This window comes from Pseudomonas sp. LBUM1655 (genome assembly GCF_059716085.1).
Map to the genome: position 1 here is coordinate 582,915 of NZ_CP166801.1, position 16,344 is coordinate 599,258.

The window sequence follows — 16,344 nt, forward strand, 5'->3', positions numbered from 1 at the left end:
TTCCAGTTGCGGGGGTGCGCGTTGCGCGAAATCGTCCTGATTAACATCACGGGAGTCGACCGTCCGGGTCTGACTGCGGCCATTACCGGCGTTCTGGCACAAGGTGGTGTGAACATTCTCGACATCGGGCAAGCGGTGATCCACGACACCCTGTCGTTCGGCATCCTTGTTGAAATTCCCGATTCCGAGCAAGGCAAAGCCGTGCTCAAGGACATCCTGTTCAAGGGCTACGAGCTCGACCAACAGGTGCGCTTCACCCCGGTCTCCGAAGAGGATTACCAGCAATGGGTGGGCAATCAGGGCAAGAAGCGCCATATCGTCACCCTGCTGACCCGCAAAGTGACCGCCGGGCAATTGCAGGCTGTCAGTTCGATTACTGCCAAATATGGTCTGAACATCGACCATATCGACCGTCTGTCGGGTCGTATGCCGCTGGACACCCCGGCGGACAAGGGCAAGGGCTGTATCGAGTTCTCCGTGCGTGGCGAAGCGGCTGATCCGCAGGCGCTGCGTGCAGAATTCCTGAGCGTGGCGCAGGAGCTGAACGTCGACATCGCCTTCCAGGAAGATTCACTTTTCCGCCGCAACCGTCGTCTGGCGGTGTTTGACATGGACTCCACGCTGATCGAAGCCGAAGTCATCGACGAACTGGCGAAGGCTGCCGGTGTTGGCGAGCAAGTGTCGGCGATCACCGAGCGGGCGATGGCCGGCGAACTGGATTTTCGCGCCAGCTTCAAAGAGCGCCTGGCGTTGCTTAAAGGCCTGGACGTCAGCGTGCTGGACTCGATAGGCGCTTCGCTGCGCCTGACGGAGGGTGCAGAAACCCTGTTCGCCGAACTCAAGCGTCTGGGCTACAAGACCGCGATCCTGTCCGGCGGCTTCACCTATTTCGCCAAGCAATTGCAGGCCAAACTCGGCATTGACTACGTGTTCGCCAACGAGCTGGAAGTCGTCGACGGCAAGTGCACCGGCGTGGCGATCGAGCCGATCGTCGATGCGCAGCGCAAGGCTGACCTGTTGAAAGAGTTGGCACACAAGGAAGGTTTGCGTCTGGAGCAGACCATCGCGGTCGGCGACGGTGCGAATGACCTGCCGATGCTGGCGATTGCCGGTTTGGGTGTGGCGTTCCGCGCCAAGCCATTGGTCAAGCAGTCGGCGAAGCAGGCGATCTCGACTTTGGGTCTGGATGGCGTGCTGTATCTGCTGGGTTTCCGCGATCGCGACGGGCAGCTCTAAGATCTCGATAAGCTGATCTGGCCTCTGCGCGAGCAAGCTCGCTCCCACATTTGAAATGCATTCCAATGTGGGAGCGAGCTTGCTCGCGAAGGGCGCAACTGGGTCTAAAGCGACTTCCACAACGAATCAAAATCCTCCTCGCTCCCGCCATTCTGCGCGGCCTCCAGCGAGCGATAGGCAAACTGATTGAAACTATGCGTACTCGCCACCCGCCGATCCAGTCCGGCGCGGTGCTCGTCTCCATGGGTATTGATCAGCACTTTACTGCCTTCCTGAAAAGGCAATCGTGGCGCCAGCAAGGTTGCCGGCAAGTCGATCGCGCTGATCTGCGGCAACAGCAATCCGCGCAGATAGTGACTGTGATCATCCCGCGAGCGCACCAGCTGCAGGCCGCACGGCTGCGCATGCGGTGCCACCAGCTCAATGCCCATCTGTGTGCCACCGCCACGCACCTGACGAATCCAGCGAATCACCGCAATGCTCCAGCCCAGACTTTCGCTGTCCTGAATCCCGAGCATTTCCCCGGCCTGTAATTCGGCGGGCACCTCTGCAGGCCAGCCCAGGCAATAACCGCCGGGGCTGTGATTGATCACCGGCAGCGCGTAAGTGGGGTAGTGCGGTGTGTTGTCGGTGCTGCTTTCGTCTTCGATCAGATGGTCGTACTGGATTTCTTCGTATGGCAGAAACTCATCCGCCTTGCTCTGCGGCGCGGCGTCGAATGCCTGGCTCCAACTGTCTTTTTCGCCCTTGGCGACGACGCTGCTGAAGTTCGCCGCGGGGGCGCCGGGGTGCTTGAGCAGTTCGCTGAAACTGCGTTCGCCGCCGAGGTAAAAGTGCAGGGCGCTCATGCCCACGCACACGGTCAGGGTGCCTTGGCCAACGGTGCGCTGAAAGCTGCGTTCGGCGGCCTGACCCCAGGTCGCGTGCAAGTGTTGCAGAGTGTCGAAGCTGAGCCCCGCCGGGACAGGCAGCGGCGTCGAAGTGTCCTGACGCTGCAGATGCGCTTCGATGGCATTGACCAGTGGCTGCGGATCGAATCCGAGCAATCCGGCTTTTTGCTCGCTGCGGAACATGTTGCGATAACGCGGGCCGGCGTCGATTTCGGCGCTGATCGCAAACAAGCCATCGTCCGGACTGCCGGGATGCAGTTTGAGCAAGGTACTCCACGGTTCAAGGACTTCCGCGAGTCGAGCGATCTGGTTCTGCCGCAGTTGATTGCAACGTGCGCAGCCCAATAACAGGGTGGCGATGTACGTCTGTTCCAGGCTCAGCTCGGTAGTCAGGCTGGCGAGATCGTCACGTACCCGACGTTGTTGCAGCTGCAATTCACAGCCGATGCGATACAGCTGATGCAGTTCGAACCACAGGTGTTCCGGCGGTGAACTGTACAACTGCGTGGCGCGCAACAACTGGCCCTTGAGTGCGTGTGCCGTTCGTTGCAGGGCCTGGCTGACCAGCGCCGCGCGATCCTTGCTGTACTTGGGTGCGATACGCAACACGATCTGTTTGTAGCCGATGGCCAGATGACTTTGCAGCGCCTGGCACAGGTTGCTGACCTTGCGCGAACGCTCGTCGAGCATGATCGCCTGATGCAGAAAGTGCCGCTCCAGATGCTGGCAGACGAAATACACCTCTGGCCGCATCAGCTCCAAGAGTTGCAGGCGATTATCGCTGGGGGTGAGCAACTGGTTGAGTTCACCCAGGCCTTGGTACAACTGGCGGGCGGTTTCGCCGATGTTCGCCTTGGGCAGGCCGGCGATCCAGCGTTTGAGGTCACGCGGGGTGGCTTCGCAGAACGACAGACGCGTTTGCGTTGGAGTGGGAGCGCGTAGCTGCGGAGGGGCGATGGTCTGGCTCATGCCAAAAACCATAGCAGCAAATGCTGCAATCTGCGGGAGCCGAACTGGCTCCCGCAGCACGGACATCAGGCTTTTGGCAGTGCCAGACCCTGGCCCATCTGCACTGGCGAACCCGCCACCAGTTCTTCAGCCCACTTCACTTGATCCGGGCCAAACAGCACGATCGCGGTGGAACCCAGCTTGAAACGGCCCAGTTCGGCGCCTTTTTCCAGATGGATCGGCGCGCGAGCGGCTTCGTCGTAGCGGAAGGTTTTCAGCTCACGCTTCGGCGGCGTGACCAGACCGGCCCACACGGTTTCGATCGAAGCGACGATCATTGCGCCCACGAGAACAACAGCCATCGGCCCACGCTCGGTGTCGAAGATGCATGCCACACGCTCGTTGCGGGCGAACAGCTCCGGGACGTTTTCGGCAGTGGTCTGGTTGACCGAGAAGATCCGGCCCGGGATGTAGACCATTTCACGCAGGGTGCCGGCCAGTGGCATGTGTACGCGGTGGTAGTCCTTCGGCGACAGGTAAATAGTCGCAAAGTCGCCGCCCATGAACGGCGCAGCATTGGCTGCATCACCGCCAAGCAGTTCCAGCACGCTGAAGCTGTGACCCTTGGCCTGGAACACGCGACCGTGTTCGATCGGGCCGAGTTGGCTGACCGCGCCGTCAGCCGGGCTGAGGATCGCGCCCGGGGTCTCGTCCAGCGGGCGCGCGCCATCTTTCAGGGCGCGGGTGAAGAAGGCGTTGAAGTGCTCGTAAGCGGTCACGTCTTCAACCAGCGCTTGCGACATGTCGACTTGATAGCGCTTGGCGAACCAGGTGGTGAAGGCATTCTTGAACCAGCGCACGCGGCACTCGGCAATGCAGCCGGCCAGGCGCGACAGCAGGTGGTGAGGCAGCAGGTACTGGCTGAGGATAAACAGACGCTCTTTCATGGGTTGTCCTTAAAAACCTTAAATCTCGACGGGCGTGTCAGGGTGGTTGCCCCATTCGCCCCAGGAACCGGCGTAGCCCTTGACCCGCAGATAACCGAGGGATTTGGCCACCAGATAAGTGAAGCCCGACCGGTGATGGGTCTGGCAGTGGGTAATGATTTCTTTGTCCTTGGTGATCCCCAGGTCTTCGAGGATCTGTGGCATGTCCGTGCGGATGCGCAGGTTACGCGCCTTGTCCATGCCCGCGGTCCATTCGAAATTGACCGCGCCGGGAATATGGCCGCCCTTGGCCGCCAGCACTTTCTCGCCGGAATACTCCAGCGGCCCGCGCGCATCCCAGATCGCCAGATCGGCGGCGCCGAGACGGCTTTGCAGGTATTCGCGCGTAGCGGTCGGTTCATCATGCAGGGTCAGCGATACCGGGCCACCAACAGCCCGTGGCACCTGGATCGACATCGGCATGCCATCCGCCAGCCACGCCGGAAGACCGCCATCGACGTAGTGATACTTGTCGTGACCGATCACGTCGAGCAACCAGATAAACCGCCCGGCCCAGCCGCCGCCCTCGTCGTCGTAAACCACGTAGACCGCGTCTTTGCGATGGCCGAGTTCACCGAACAACGCTTCCAGATCGGCTTTGGCCGGCAGCAGTCCCGGTGCCGGCGGTTGGCCGAGCTGGGTGCGTTTGGGGTCGACAAACCGCGCGCCGGGAAGATGACCTTCGGCATAGCGGGCGGGGCTGGTCAGGTCCACCAGAATCAGTTCGCTGGACTCGAGCCGAGGGAGCAGGTCGCTCGGTTCGATAACGAGCGGCAAGCCAGAGAAGTCAGACATGTGAGGTCTCCAGAGCACAAAGGGGGGGATTGTAGCGCAGCCTCATCGGCCACGGCTGCTAAAGCTGTGCAGGGCTTTTTCGATGCACTGCGCGGTTTTACCGAAGGCTTGCACGGTGATGTCGGCGAATGGCCCGCCGCCCTGATCAGCCACAACGATCATGATCACCCGGCCATTGTTGACCAGTGATCGCAGGAACAGATGCTCGCCACGGAACAGCGTGCGCAGGCTCGGCGGCAGCAGCGCGGAGAATTGCGTGTTGTTCTCCGGGTTGATCCGCACCTGAGCTTGTTGTGCGAGCAGCCGTTGCAGAACTTTGCTCTGGCTGACAACAAAGTTCAGCGCAGAGGCTTCTTTGGGCAGGCCGAAAATTTGATTCACGCGCAGATTGGATTGCGTGCGATCGGCCATCAGGATCATCACCCGGCGCATGCCACTGGCGACCAGCGCGTCGCGGGCGGCGACGGTCAGGCTCATGGCATTGGTGAAACGGCTCGGCTCGGCCAGCAATTCGGCGCACTGCCGGCGCCATTGAGTCAGATCTTCGGCATTCGGTGCGGCAGCAGGCAACATCCCGGCCGGCAGGCGAAGGGTGCCCCACGGCCACAGCAGCGAAACCGCCGGGTGCCACAAGTCACGCATCGCATGCTGGCGCGCACTGTTGGCGGCTTGCTGGTGCAACTGTTGCTGCACCTCGTCCATCGAAATCTGTAGATAAAGGCTGGTCAGATACTGCCAGCGCTCACTGTGCGGACTGTCCCATGCCTGTTGGGCCGACAGCGCCAGACCGTTGGCCAGCAGTACGGTATTGGCGGGTTGATTGAGCCAGCGCCGCAGTGTTGGGTCGTCATCGAGACGATTTTGCTGACGCAACGGATGTTCGCTGTCACGGGCAATGCGCAATACTTTCACCAATTCGCGTTGCTCGCTGAGCAGCAACTTATAGCCCTGCTGCACCCAGATCGGCAGGTGCCAGGCTTGCACCAGCGCCTCGGCGATTTTAAGCAGGCGCACGCCAAACAATTGCTGCTCGACGGTGCGCGCCGATTCGCCCTTGTGGATAACCCGCAGTTCCCACTCTTCAAGCAATTGTGGATAGGTCAGTGCCAGCGGCCACAGCGGCGACAGAAACAGCAGGCTGCCCCAATGAATGTCCTGCCACAGCCGCGCCAGGCGACTGGCAAAAAAACCGTTGGCCTGTTGCGTGGCGTGCTGGCTGATCATTTGCAGTTGGCGCAAGGCCTTGGGGATTTGCATCTGCGGTTGAGCAGGCAGGCGCGCCAGCAGTTCTTCGGTGCGGGCCAGACCCAGACGGTTGATCGCAACTTCAAGATTTTCGGCCGGTGTGGCCATGGTGCCGTGGGTGTGACGATTCGCCTCACGGATGATGCTCAAGGCCAGCGCAGGGCTGTCCTGCATCAGGTCGGCGATGTCGCGCAGCGAGCTGCGATTGTCACGGATCGCCCGGCAAACCTTGTCGTGAGCCTCTTGCGGCACGGGCAGGCGCACGCTATCGAGCAGCTTGACCCAGCCGTCGAGGGTGGTCGGTTTTGCGTGTGGGACGTTCGTTTCATTAGCCATGTCTGGACGAGATCTTCACTGACTGTAGACGCGCCCGGCATGGGCTAAATTGGCTTTTCGCCTGAACTGGCTATAGTCTGGCGCAGTTTTGCCGATAAGTAGAAGAAGAGATTTTTTAACTTCCGAATATGACCTTGAACCCGACTTAAATAAGTACTTTCTACCTATGGCTAAAATTATCGGCATCATCGTCGTATTCGCGAGCGTGCTCGGCGGATACGTGCTCTCCCACGGCAAGATTGCCGCCCTGGTCCAGCCCTTCGAGGTGTTGATCATCGGTGGTGCGGCGCTGGGTGCATTCCTCCAGGCCAACCCCAGCTACATGACGATGCACGTGCTCAAGAAATCCCTGAGCATGTTCAGTTCGCGTTTCAGCCACACTTTTTATCTGGAAGTGTTGGGCCTGATCTACGAGATCCTCAACAAGAGCCGCCGCGAAGGCATGATGGCCATCGAAGGCGACATCGAAGACGCCGCCGCGAGTCCGATCTTCGCCAAGTACCCGGCAGTGCTCAAAGACGAACGCATGACCGCGTTCATCTGCGATTACCTGCGCATCATGTCCTCCGGCAACATGGCTCCGCACGAGCTGGAAGGCCTGTTCGACATGGAGCTTTACAGCCTTAAAGAAGACCTTGAGCACCCATCCCACGCAGTGAACGGCATTGCCGACGCCATGCCGGGTTTCGGTATCGTCGCGGCGGTACTGGGTATCGTGGTGACCATGGCGTCCTTGGGCGAAGGCGATCAGAAGTCGATTGGTCTGCACGTGGGTGCGGCACTGGTGGGTACCTTCTTCGGTATTCTCGCGGCCTACGGTTTCTTCGGCCCGTTGGCGCACTCGTTGGCTCACGATGCCAAGGAAGAACTGAATGTCTACGAAGCCATCAAAGCCTCGCTCGTGGCTTCGGCATCCGGCATGCCGCCATCGCTGGCGGTGGAGTTCGGTCGCAAGGTTCTGTACCCGGCTCACCGTCCAAGCTTTGCCGAGCTGGAACAAGCCGTTCGCGGTCGCTAAGTCATGGAAAATAATCAGCCGATTATCATCAAGCGCGTCAAGCGCATAGCCGGCGGGCATCACGGCGGGGCGTGGAAAATCGCCTTCGCCGACTTCGCCACGGCGATGATGGCGTTCTTCCTGGTGTTGTGGCTGCTGTCCACCGCAACGCCTGAGCAGAAGATCGCCATCGCCGGCTATTTCAAAGACCCGGTCGGCTTCTCCGAAAGCGGCACGCCGTACATCATCGATCTGGGCGGTACGCCGACCCTGGCGCCGGAAAACACTCTTAACCCTGAAGTGAAATCCCAGCCGCAACCGGACAAAGTCACGGTCGATGCCGAGCAAGTCGAAGGCATGGCCGAGATGGTCGAGAAGGAACGCCTGGAACTGCTCCTGCAAGAATTGCAGAACAAGGTCGACGAGAACCCGCAACTGCAGAAGTTCAAGGACCAGATCCTCTTCGAGATTACGCCGAACGGCTTGCGCATCCAGATCATGGACGCTGAGAACCGGCCGATGTTCGACTCGGGTTCTGCACGTTTGAAGCCGTACTTCGAAGACATCCTGCTGGCCATGGCCGACACCATCAAAGCGGTGCCGAACAAGATCAGCATCAGCGGTCACACCGATGCCAAGCCTTATATCGGCAGCGGCGATTACGGCAACTGGGAGCTTTCGGCCAACCGTGCCAACGCCGCCCGCCGTGCATTGATTGCCGGTAGCTATCCGGATGCGCAAGTGGCGCGGGTTGTGGGTTACGCCTCGTCGGCACTGTTCGACCGGGAAAACCCGTTCAACCCGGTCAACCGTCGCATCGACATCGTGGTGCTGACCAAGAAGGCCCAGGCCGCCATCGAAGGCGCGCAGGGCGCCGATCCGGCGAAACCGGCTGAGCAAGGACCGAGCGGTGCTGCTCCGGCAACACCGGTCGATCCGAACGCGCTGCCGGCAGATCAGCAACCGGTGCCTGCGCACGAGTTGCGCGAGCGCCTGAACCTGTTCGACGACGCGGCACCCAAACCGGCCCAGCCGGGAAGTGCGCCGCCAGCGCCACCGGCCACTGCACCGGCCACTGCACCGGCCACTGCACCGGCCACCGCGCCGAAGCAGTGACCTACAAAAAGCCACGGTTACCGTGGCTTTTTTGTATCTGCCTGCGTCGCATTGACCAGTCGCAGTTTTCGCAATCACGGAAGATCAGTTATGGAAAGACTCAAAGCCTATTTTCAGCGGCACGGCAACGCACCTTTCAAGTTTGGTGAAGGGCGGGTCAGTGGCTATATCTCGGCCACGCTCGGGCTGTTGAGCCTGCTGGCGGTGTTCTGCTTCCTGTTCCCTGAATGGCTGACCACCGCTGAACTGCGCAAGGTCTACGACGAGCAATTCGCCCGCACCACACTGTTGCTCGGGCTGGTGCTGTCGTTCAGCCTCGGCACCCTGAATATCCTGCTCAACAAACGCAAACGTCTGGGGATCACCGGGCTGGTCGCTTCAGGCCTGGCGGTATTTCTCGGTGGCACCAATGTGCAAGTCAGCGAAATCGGGCAGACCCCATACTCGCTGGGGTTGGACTGGTTTGTCCTGGCGCTGCTGGTGTCGGCCATCGTGTTTATTCCGCTGGAAAAGCTCTACTCCAAAGACCCCGAGCAAAACATCCTGCGGCCTCACTGGCGCACCGACCTGACCTACTTTTTCGTCAGCCACATGCTGGTGCAGTTCATCCTGATCTTCATCACCGCCTCGTCGAGTTACATCGCCGGTTGGGCCGTGTCGCCGGGCTTTCAGGCCAGCGTACAAAGCCTGCCGCTGGTGGTGCAGTTCCTGCTCGCGGTGCTGGTGGCGGATCTCGGTCAGTATTGGCTGCATCGGCTGTACCACGTGGTGCCTTTTCTCTGGCGCCTTCACGCCGTGCATCACTCCAGCACACACATGGACTGGCTCGCCGGTTCGCGCGTGCACTTCATCGAAATCCTGCTGACCCGCACCGGCGTACTGGTACCGCTGATGCTGCTGGGCTTCGCGCCGCAGGCGTTGAATGCCTATGTGATTCTGGTCGGTGTCCAGGCCGTACTGGCTCACGCCAACGTGCGAATCAATGGCGGCTGGCTGAATTACCTGATCGTCCTGCCGCGTTACCACCATTGGCACCACGCGCGGCACAAGGACTACATCTACAAGAACTACGCGATTCACACGCCGTTGGTGGACATGCTGTTCGGCACCTTCAAGCTGCCGCCGAAAGAGTGGCCGGTGCGTTATGGCGTGTTTGGCAAGGAATTGCCGGGCGGGATTGTGCAGCAGCATCTTTATGCGTTTAAGAAGCCTGAGCCGAAGTAAGGCCTGGCGGATATGAAAAGCCCCGAATCGTCGGGGCTTTTTTTCGTCTTTGGTTTGCCGGGTGGTCAGTAACCGTTTTCCGGCAAGCTGGCGATGATCGAGCGGTAGCTGTTCATTCGTTGCTGCTGCACGCGGCCATCTTCAAGGGCCTTGAGCAGTGCGCAACCCGGTTCGCGATCATGCTTGCAGTCGCGGAAGCGGCAGGTGCCCAGCAGGTCGTTGAACTCGATGAAACCGGCTTCGACGTCGGCGCGGCTGACGTGGCCGAGGCCGAACTCGCGGATGCCCGGGGAGTCGATCAGTTCGCCGCCGCCCGGGAAGTGGAACAGCCGTGCGGTGGTCGTCGTGTGCGTGCCCTGACCGGACAGTTCGGACAACGGCCCGACGCGGGTTTCCACCTCAGGCAACAAGCTGTTGACCAGCGACGACTTGCCGACACCGGACTGGCCAACGAACACGCTGATGCGTCCGTCGAGCTGCTGTTGCAGCTGTTCCATGCCATTGCCGTGGTGCGCCGAGACCTCCAGCACCGGATAGCCCAGCGTGCGGTAAACGGCCAGCAGGGCGTTGAGTGCCGGGGCGTTCTGCTCGTCGATCAGATCGAATTTGTTCAGCAGCAACAGCGGACGGATGCCGGCGTGTTCGGCGGCTACGAGGTAGCGGTCGATCAGGTTGGCGTGCGGCTCTGGCAGCGGGGCGAAGACGATGACGATCATGTCGACGTTTGCGGCCACTGGCTTGAGCTGACCACGACTGTCCGGGCGGCACAGTTCGGTGGTGCGCGGCAATTGCGCGACGATCACACCGATACCCTGGTTGCCGGCACGCCAGACCACCTGGTCGCCGGTCACCAGCGCTGGCAGGTTGGCACGCAAGTGGCAACGGAACACTTGGCCGGCGAGTTCGCCGTCCTTGGCCTCGACCTCGACCTGCACACCGAAGTGGGCGATCACCAGGCCGTGTTGCTCAGGGCCAAGGTCGCCGCCCTCCAATGCTTCGACAGCAGAGGACTCGCGTTTGGCGGCGCGTGCGGCGCGCTCGCCTTGAATCTTTTCGATGCGCCAGTTTTGACGACGATTGAGTTGGCGTTTGGCCATGGGTGTTCCGTCTGAAGAATGCAGCGATTAGGTAAAACGGCCGCGAGTTTAGCACGCCCGGCCACCGGCCTAGGCTAAACTGCGCAGCATTGCCTAGGAGCCGAAATATGCAAAACCCGCAGAACTTGATCTGGATCGACCTGGAAATGACCGGTCTTGATCCGGATAACGACGTCATCATCGAAATGGCCACCATTGTCACCGACAGTGATCTCAATACCCTGGCCGAAGGCCCGGTGATCGCCATTCATCACAGCGACGAAGTGCTTGCGCGCATGGATGAGTGGAACACTCGCACCCACGGCAACTCCGGCCTGACCCAACGCGTGCGCGACAGCCGCATCACAATGGCCGAAGCCGAAGCCGAAACCATCGCGTTTCTGGAAAAGTGGGTGCCGAAGGGCAAGTCGCCGATCTGTGGCAACAGCATCTGCCAGGATCGCCGCTTCCTCTATACCCATATGAAGGCGCTGGAAAGCTACTTCCACTACCGCAACCTCGATGTGTCGACGCTCAAAGAGTTGGCCGCGCGCTGGGCACCGGACGTACGCGACAGCTTCAAGAAGGGCAGCACGCATCTGGCACTGGACGACATTCGCGAATCGATTGCCGAACTGCAGCACTACCGTAAGCACTTCATCAAGTTCTGATTTCGCTTGGCGGGTTTTTGTAGCGCGTTTTCTCGCCCTCTTTTGGTGCCGTACCGAAATGGCTAGACTGCGCGCCTTCCTGCCAGGATCGCCACCATGCTGCTGATGCTCTATCTGATCGCCATTACCGCTGAAGCCATGACTGGCGCACTGTCCGCAGGCCGGCGCGGCATGGACTGGTTCGGGGTGGTGCTGATTGCCTGCGTCACGGCACTGGGCGGCGGTTCGGTGCGTGACGTGCTGCTCGGGCATTACCCGCTGACCTGGGTCAAACACCCGGAATACCTGGTGCTGACTTCCGTCGCGGCGATGTTCACGGTATTCACCGCACGCTGGATGCGGCATCTGCGCTCGCTGTTCCTGGTGCTCGACGCCGTAGGTCTGGTGGCGTTTACCCTGATCGGCTGCATGACTGCCCTGGAAATGGGCCACGGCATGTTGGTGGCGTCTGTCAGTGGCGTGATCACCGGGGTGTTTGGCGGCATCCTTCGCGACATCTTCTGCAACGACATCCCGCTGATCTTCCGTCGTGAACTGTACGCGAGCGTTTCGTTCGCCGCCGCATGGTGCTACATGCTGTGCCTGTATCTGAACGTGCCGGGCGAACAGGCGATTCTGATCACGCTGTTTGGCGGCTTCTTGTTACGTTTATTGGCAATCCGTTTCCATTGGGAAATGCCCAAGTTTGTTTATAACGACGAGCATTGAAATTTAATTCGCACAGTATGTTCGCTGTGCGAAGTTGGCTTGCGTGTCGCCAGCGACTTATATGTGCATGTTTCTTACATTTTTCGCTTTGCTGCTGATTTGATTGGCGTGTTATTTATTTTTCGGCATTTGGTTTAATGCTGGTCTTCTGAATTATCACGAAATCAAAGGAGTTGATTCATGAGTGAAAACATGGGCGATGCACAGGGTCAGTCTAATCATTCGCAAACATTCGATAGTGTGACCCGTTTCAATGTGAAGTTTGATGCTGGCGACACCTCACGAAGTAAAGTGCTATACGGCAATGGCCGGATGCAGGTCAAGGTCCAAGTGCTGGTCTCCGGGGCGGATATAAATGGTAATGCCGTGCACGTGCCGTCTGAAGTAATGAACAGTATTGAGCTTATTCATTACGGTACTGGCAAGCGCCTGCGCGATGGTTGGAGCGCAAATACTGAACAAGGGCGATTTACGCTTGAGGCGCAAACGTCATTCGCCCCGATGGTGGCCTCCGACGATGACTTAGACGAGGATGCCGTTCATCCTCAGGTGCGTTCCTTCTGGGTTTCGTCGGCCACCCCAGGAACTACTCAGATCGCTGCACGCCTTACGCTGGGCGGAATTACGATTCGCAGCAACGGGAGCAGTCTTTCCAGTGTTCATGACAGCAGCGTGACCCTGGAAGCGCAGCAGCCACTGGCTTACTCCATTGAGCAATTCCGATGGATCCCGGTCAGGCGAGGCAATGAAGAGCCGGGGAATCGCATTTGGAACCATTACTTGGGCTTGTATCCGCAAGGGCAGCAAACCAGGCTGGTCGACTGGATTGCCGATGGTGTTGCAGATGACGGTTACTTTGTCTCAGGCAACAAGCTCCGAGAAAAACAAACCAATTATCTTGAAGGTATTTTGATTCGCCCCGAAAAAAGCGAGGTCGCCGTGTCTTTGCCATACAACGGCAGCGTTCTTGCTTATCGCCATTATGCTGATGCGATAACATCCGACTCAAAGTATTACAAGGTAAGGGTCAATGATCGGGACGGAGAACTGACCGTGGTGCAAGCGATGTCTGAGTATTCGACTCTTTCGCCAGCTTCAAGGCAGGGCGGTGTTTTTCATTTTCGCGCCATTGATCAATATGGCACTGAACATAAGCTGGCTATTCACACGGATTTTTCCAGGCTTACCCTTACCGTGGAGCGAGGTTGAATGCGCGGTCTCTCTGCGTGTGCGCAATGTAATGTGGTAGCTATATATATCCTCATGTAAAACACAGCGCTGTAAGCTGTAACTTCATCAAGCGATGATGTTATCGCTGTTCCTGCCGTTACACCTGTTTAACACGTTGGCTGGCCCTTGGGTGCTGCGGGGCCAGCATCAGCTCACACTCAAGGATGAGAATATATGGCTGGCAAGCCGCCAAAGGTCAAACCTGCTCCTGCCCCAAACAAAACCCCCGATTTCAGCGCGGATGGCTCACATCGGCCACTGTCCTCTTTTCCAGAAATGCCGCATCTACTGCCACTGCAACGCCTGGAATCGTTGCCCTCTTCCTACCGGCCAGATTTGGTCGCAGAGAGGCCGCCGGTCAGTGTGAACGCGAGCCCGATGTCTTCCGCGAGCGATAAACTTGCGATGCTTGCCGCGGCCTCCTCGCTGGAAGATTACTGGATACCCACACCCAAAAGCCTCGGCGAGGCTGATGCGCAGGGCATCCAGATGTTCAAGCACCGTCAGTATGTGGCCGTATCCGACGAGCATTTCGTGCAAGTGGTCCTGGACGCCGAGAGTGGTCTGTTTCGCGCCACGCTGGCCAGAGAGCTGAAGCCTTCTGGCCCGCTACTGAAGCAGGACATCGGGAGCGAGTTCTGGCTCCCGCTGCACAGCAACTATTCACGTGATCACCTTGCAATATTCAGTTCGCTACGGGGACGAACGGCAGAACTGTTTCACCGCATGGGGCATTCGGTGGACGTTTTTCCCGAAGTAACGATTACCCGCATTCTTGCGGTGAGTGGCATGGATGAAATGCTGGCGAGCGATTCCCCTATTAGCTCGCGATCCCTCGCCTTGCTGCAGGACGCCCTCAGGCGCTTCAGCCTCGATCAGAAAATCCAGACGTCCATCACACAACTGCAACATCCCGACCCGTTGGTGCGCGCCCAGGTCGATCCCCATTTGCAGGCTCTGCTGCAGGTGCGCGAAGGCGATCCTGCGGGACGCCGTGTTCAACGGGCTCGCACCGTGCTCTTTCAGAATCATGAGCGCGCGTTCGAACTCGACTGTGATGCATACACGTTGCAGATGCGGCGGATCTTTCCTGACCTGCCCAAAATGGTGGCCCAGGCGTTGTGGCGCGATGCAAGCGCCGCTGATCGTCTGCATATGCACAATCAACCGGGAATGCCACGGCGAATGGCAGAAGAGGCGCTGCTGTCTCTGCGCGATGTTCGTCTGGCGAGAGCTTGCGAAGGGATATATCTGGATTCGATCTCCAGCCCGGACAGTGACCGACTGGCGTTGCATATGATCGGGCGCCTTGCAGGGTGGTCGCCAAAAGTTCATATCGAGATTCGTCAGGGCGGGGCGGACGGGGAAGCCTTGACCGCCATAGGCGATGTTCGGACTCCGTTCCATCACATACTGGTACGGCAGGACGCAGGCTACGTCATCAACAGCCCCGAAGGTTCATCGTATAAAGGTGTGAGCGATCTGTATTCGGCGGTCTGGTTCCTGTTGCTGCCCGTACAGCGTCAGGCGCTCGGTATATCGGAGGGAGGAGGGCAAGCACTCCAGCAATTGATTCGTGCACAGCCGTTACCGTCGCGCCAGGTCGTGAGCGAAATGCTGGGGTTGGTGCCGCTTCCGGTTACTGTCGATCCTGTCGCCGCTCAATACAGCCAAGCGGGACAGTTGCGAGGCGGAGCCGATAACAACCCGACATCGGCCAAGTCCGTTGTTGACCGCGTAGGTGATCTTTATCCGCAGCTTTCGGGTGAGGAGGTATCGACGTTTATCAACGAGCGTTTGAAAGGTGATCCATCCGGTGTAATGACTCGCTTGGAAAAAGAGTTCGCGACGTTGCGTAATGAATTGGCGATATGGAGTGCCGATGAACCGTCATCTCGTTCGGAATCGTCGGGACAGGGCAGTGCGCCAACACCCGCCGAGCGACGCCAGGCTCGCGAGCAATTCAGCGCAAAGCTGCAAGATATCTGGCAGCGCAAGTCGGTGTCGAGATGGGGGTACGGTGACTATCATTTTTCTTACGACGTCGATTTTTCTGGTGAGTTACCAAGGCTATCCGCCAGATTCGAGTATGTGACAGAGTTAATACTAACCGCACAGAAACCGGGCACACGGATAGGCGCGTTCCTTGACAGTTTTCCCAATGTTCAATATTTGATGGTGACCGGTTTAAAAATGGAGGAGTTCCCGTTAGGGGTCTTTCAAATGCGCGAGTTGCGTCAACTCACGCTGGATAAGTGCTCGCTCAGACTTTCTGAGATAACGGCTGAAGGGCTGTCAAGAATGGAAACCCTTACATTGTTGAACCTGGCACACAATCCTCTGACAGTTTCTCCGCATGTAGGCTTCATGCCGGATTTAACGGAATTGATGCTCTATGACGCCAATCTGTCCAGCGTTCCTTCAGGAATAGATATGCTGAAAGAGCTACAGGTGTTGGCGTTACAGAACAATGATATTAAAGATGTGGGGGATGAGTTGTTCGATATCCCGGATACACAGGATCTGTTCGTTGGTCTGGTGAATAATCCCTTGAGTAACGCGTCGAGGCAGCGGATTACCGAGTATCTGGAGTATTCCAGCATGGATCGGAAAATAGAAATTCAAATGGATGAGCCAGTTTCAGACGTAGAGTACGAGAGTGAATCCTCGGAAAGCGGTTTCTCCACAGGTTCAGACAGTGACTGAATGTTGATGGACGTAACGGGTTTATTGTTTGTCTAACATAAATTGATAAGTATAAATAACGCGGCGGCTCCCCTTCTGCTTTCCGCTCCATGGCGATCAGGGGGGGAGGAGCATCATGTGATGCCGGAATCAAAGGCCCAAAGCGAGCGGTTTTGCGTTTTGTAACATGAATTCAGCAGT

The 16,344-nt window shown here is 58.5% G+C and carries 13 protein-coding genes; 8 read left to right on the plus strand and 5 right to left on the minus strand.

All coding sequences use genetic code 11. The features are described 5' to 3' along the window. Positions 1 to 21: 21 nt before the first annotated feature. Positions 22 to 1,236 carry a phosphoserine phosphatase SerB gene (gene serB, locus ACA074_RS02585; protein ID WP_007967407.1) on the plus strand — a complete coding sequence of 405 codons (1,215 nt, stop codon included), beginning with the start codon at positions 22 to 24 and terminating at the stop codon, positions 1,234 to 1,236. Positions 1,237 to 1,340: 104 nt separating this feature from the next. Here serB and ACA074_RS02590 read toward each other — a convergent pair whose 3' ends face one another. The 4 genes from ACA074_RS02590 to ACA074_RS02605 form a co-directional block, all read right to left on the minus strand. Next, positions 1,341 to 3,095 (minus strand): cyclic-di-GMP receptor FimW-related protein, encoded by a 1,755-nt coding sequence (locus ACA074_RS02590; protein WP_497678387.1) that lies wholly within the window; start codon positions 3,093 to 3,095, stop codon positions 1,341 to 1,343. 65 nt (positions 3,096 to 3,160) lie between these two features. Beyond that, positions 3,161 to 4,021 (minus strand): archaetidylserine decarboxylase, encoded by an 861-nt coding sequence (gene asd, locus ACA074_RS02595; protein ID WP_401271247.1) that lies wholly within the window; start codon positions 4,019 to 4,021, stop codon positions 3,161 to 3,163. Positions 4,022 to 4,039: 18 nt separating this feature from the next. Next, entirely contained in the window at positions 4,040 to 4,855 is an 816-nt protein-coding gene (gene rhdA / locus ACA074_RS02600; RefSeq protein WP_497678388.1) for a thiosulfate sulfurtransferase, read from the minus strand. Positions 4,856 to 4,897: 42 nt separating this feature from the next. Next, positions 4,898 to 6,436 (minus strand): HDOD domain-containing protein, encoded by a 1,539-nt coding sequence (locus ACA074_RS02605; protein ID WP_497678389.1) that lies wholly within the window; start codon positions 6,434 to 6,436, stop codon positions 4,898 to 4,900. Positions 6,437 to 6,602: 166 nt separating this feature from the next. Here ACA074_RS02605 and motA point away from each other — a divergent pair, with 166 nt between their 5' ends. The 3 genes from motA (at position 6,603) to ACA074_RS02620 (ending at position 9,773) form a co-directional block, all read left to right on the plus strand. Next, positions 6,603 to 7,454 (plus strand): flagellar motor stator protein MotA, encoded by an 852-nt coding sequence (gene motA / locus ACA074_RS02610; protein ID WP_187677895.1) that lies wholly within the window; start codon positions 6,603 to 6,605, stop codon positions 7,452 to 7,454. A gap of 3 nt (positions 7,455 to 7,457) precedes the next feature. Continuing rightward, positions 7,458 to 8,549 (plus strand): flagellar motor protein MotB, encoded by a 1,092-nt coding sequence (gene motB / locus ACA074_RS02615; RefSeq protein WP_497678390.1) that lies wholly within the window; start codon positions 7,458 to 7,460, stop codon positions 8,547 to 8,549. A gap of 90 nt (positions 8,550 to 8,639) precedes the next feature. Beyond that, a complete protein-coding gene (locus ACA074_RS02620; protein WP_187677893.1) occupies positions 8,640 to 9,773 on the plus strand; it encodes a sterol desaturase family protein in 1,134 nt (377 codons plus the stop codon). A gap of 65 nt (positions 9,774 to 9,838) precedes the next feature. On the opposite strand, the gene rsgA is transcribed toward ACA074_RS02620, so the two are convergent. Then, positions 9,839 to 10,870, minus strand: coding sequence for a small ribosomal subunit biogenesis GTPase RsgA (gene rsgA, locus ACA074_RS02625; RefSeq protein WP_187677885.1), 1,032 nt, complete (start codon positions 10,868 to 10,870; stop codon positions 9,839 to 9,841). 107 nt (positions 10,871 to 10,977) lie between these two features. Between rsgA and orn the strand changes: the two genes are divergently transcribed. The 4 genes from orn (at position 10,978) to ACA074_RS02645 (ending at position 16,164) form a co-directional block, all read left to right on the plus strand. Beyond that, entirely contained in the window at positions 10,978 to 11,520 is a 543-nt protein-coding gene (gene orn / locus ACA074_RS02630; protein ID WP_187677884.1) for an oligoribonuclease, read from the plus strand. Positions 11,521 to 11,616: 96 nt separating this feature from the next. Continuing rightward, positions 11,617 to 12,228, plus strand: coding sequence for a trimeric intracellular cation channel family protein (locus ACA074_RS02635; protein ID WP_137217697.1), 612 nt, complete (start codon positions 11,617 to 11,619; stop codon positions 12,226 to 12,228). A gap of 180 nt (positions 12,229 to 12,408) precedes the next feature. Further along, positions 12,409 to 13,437, plus strand: a complete 1,029-nt coding sequence (locus ACA074_RS02640; RefSeq protein ID WP_497678391.1) for a hypothetical protein — start codon at positions 12,409 to 12,411, stop codon at positions 13,435 to 13,437. 195 nt (positions 13,438 to 13,632) lie between these two features. Continuing rightward, positions 13,633 to 16,164 (plus strand): leucine-rich repeat domain-containing protein, encoded by a 2,532-nt coding sequence (locus tag ACA074_RS02645; RefSeq protein WP_497678392.1) that lies wholly within the window; start codon positions 13,633 to 13,635, stop codon positions 16,162 to 16,164. Positions 16,165 to 16,344 lie beyond the last annotated feature (180 nt).

Coding starts and splice junctions, on each gene's coding strand:
- ACA074_RS02590 (WP_497678387.1), bottom strand. CDS start 3,095: ATGAGCCAGACCATCGCCCCTCCGCAGCTACGCGCTCCCACTCCAACG.
- asd (WP_401271247.1), bottom strand. CDS start 4,021: ATGAAAGAGCGTCTGTTTATCCTCAGCCAGTACCTGCTGCCTCACCAC.
- rhdA (WP_497678388.1), bottom strand. CDS start 4,855: ATGTCTGACTTCTCTGGCTTGCCGCTCGTTATCGAACCGAGCGACCTG.
- ACA074_RS02605 (WP_497678389.1), bottom strand. CDS start 6,436: ATGGCTAATGAAACGAACGTCCCACACGCAAAACCGACCACCCTCGAC.
- motA (WP_187677895.1), top strand. CDS start 6,603: ATGGCTAAAATTATCGGCATCATCGTCGTATTCGCGAGCGTGCTCGGC.
- motB (WP_497678390.1), top strand. CDS start 7,458: ATGGAAAATAATCAGCCGATTATCATCAAGCGCGTCAAGCGCATAGCC.
- ACA074_RS02620 (WP_187677893.1), top strand. CDS start 8,640: ATGGAAAGACTCAAAGCCTATTTTCAGCGGCACGGCAACGCACCTTTC.
- rsgA (WP_187677885.1), bottom strand. CDS start 10,870: ATGGCCAAACGCCAACTCAATCGTCGTCAAAACTGGCGCATCGAAAAG.
- orn (WP_187677884.1), top strand. CDS start 10,978: ATGCAAAACCCGCAGAACTTGATCTGGATCGACCTGGAAATGACCGGT.
- ACA074_RS02635 (WP_137217697.1), top strand. CDS start 11,617: ATGCTGCTGATGCTCTATCTGATCGCCATTACCGCTGAAGCCATGACT.
- ACA074_RS02640 (WP_497678391.1), top strand. CDS start 12,409: ATGAGTGAAAACATGGGCGATGCACAGGGTCAGTCTAATCATTCGCAA.
- ACA074_RS02645 (WP_497678392.1), top strand. CDS start 13,633: ATGGCTGGCAAGCCGCCAAAGGTCAAACCTGCTCCTGCCCCAAACAAA.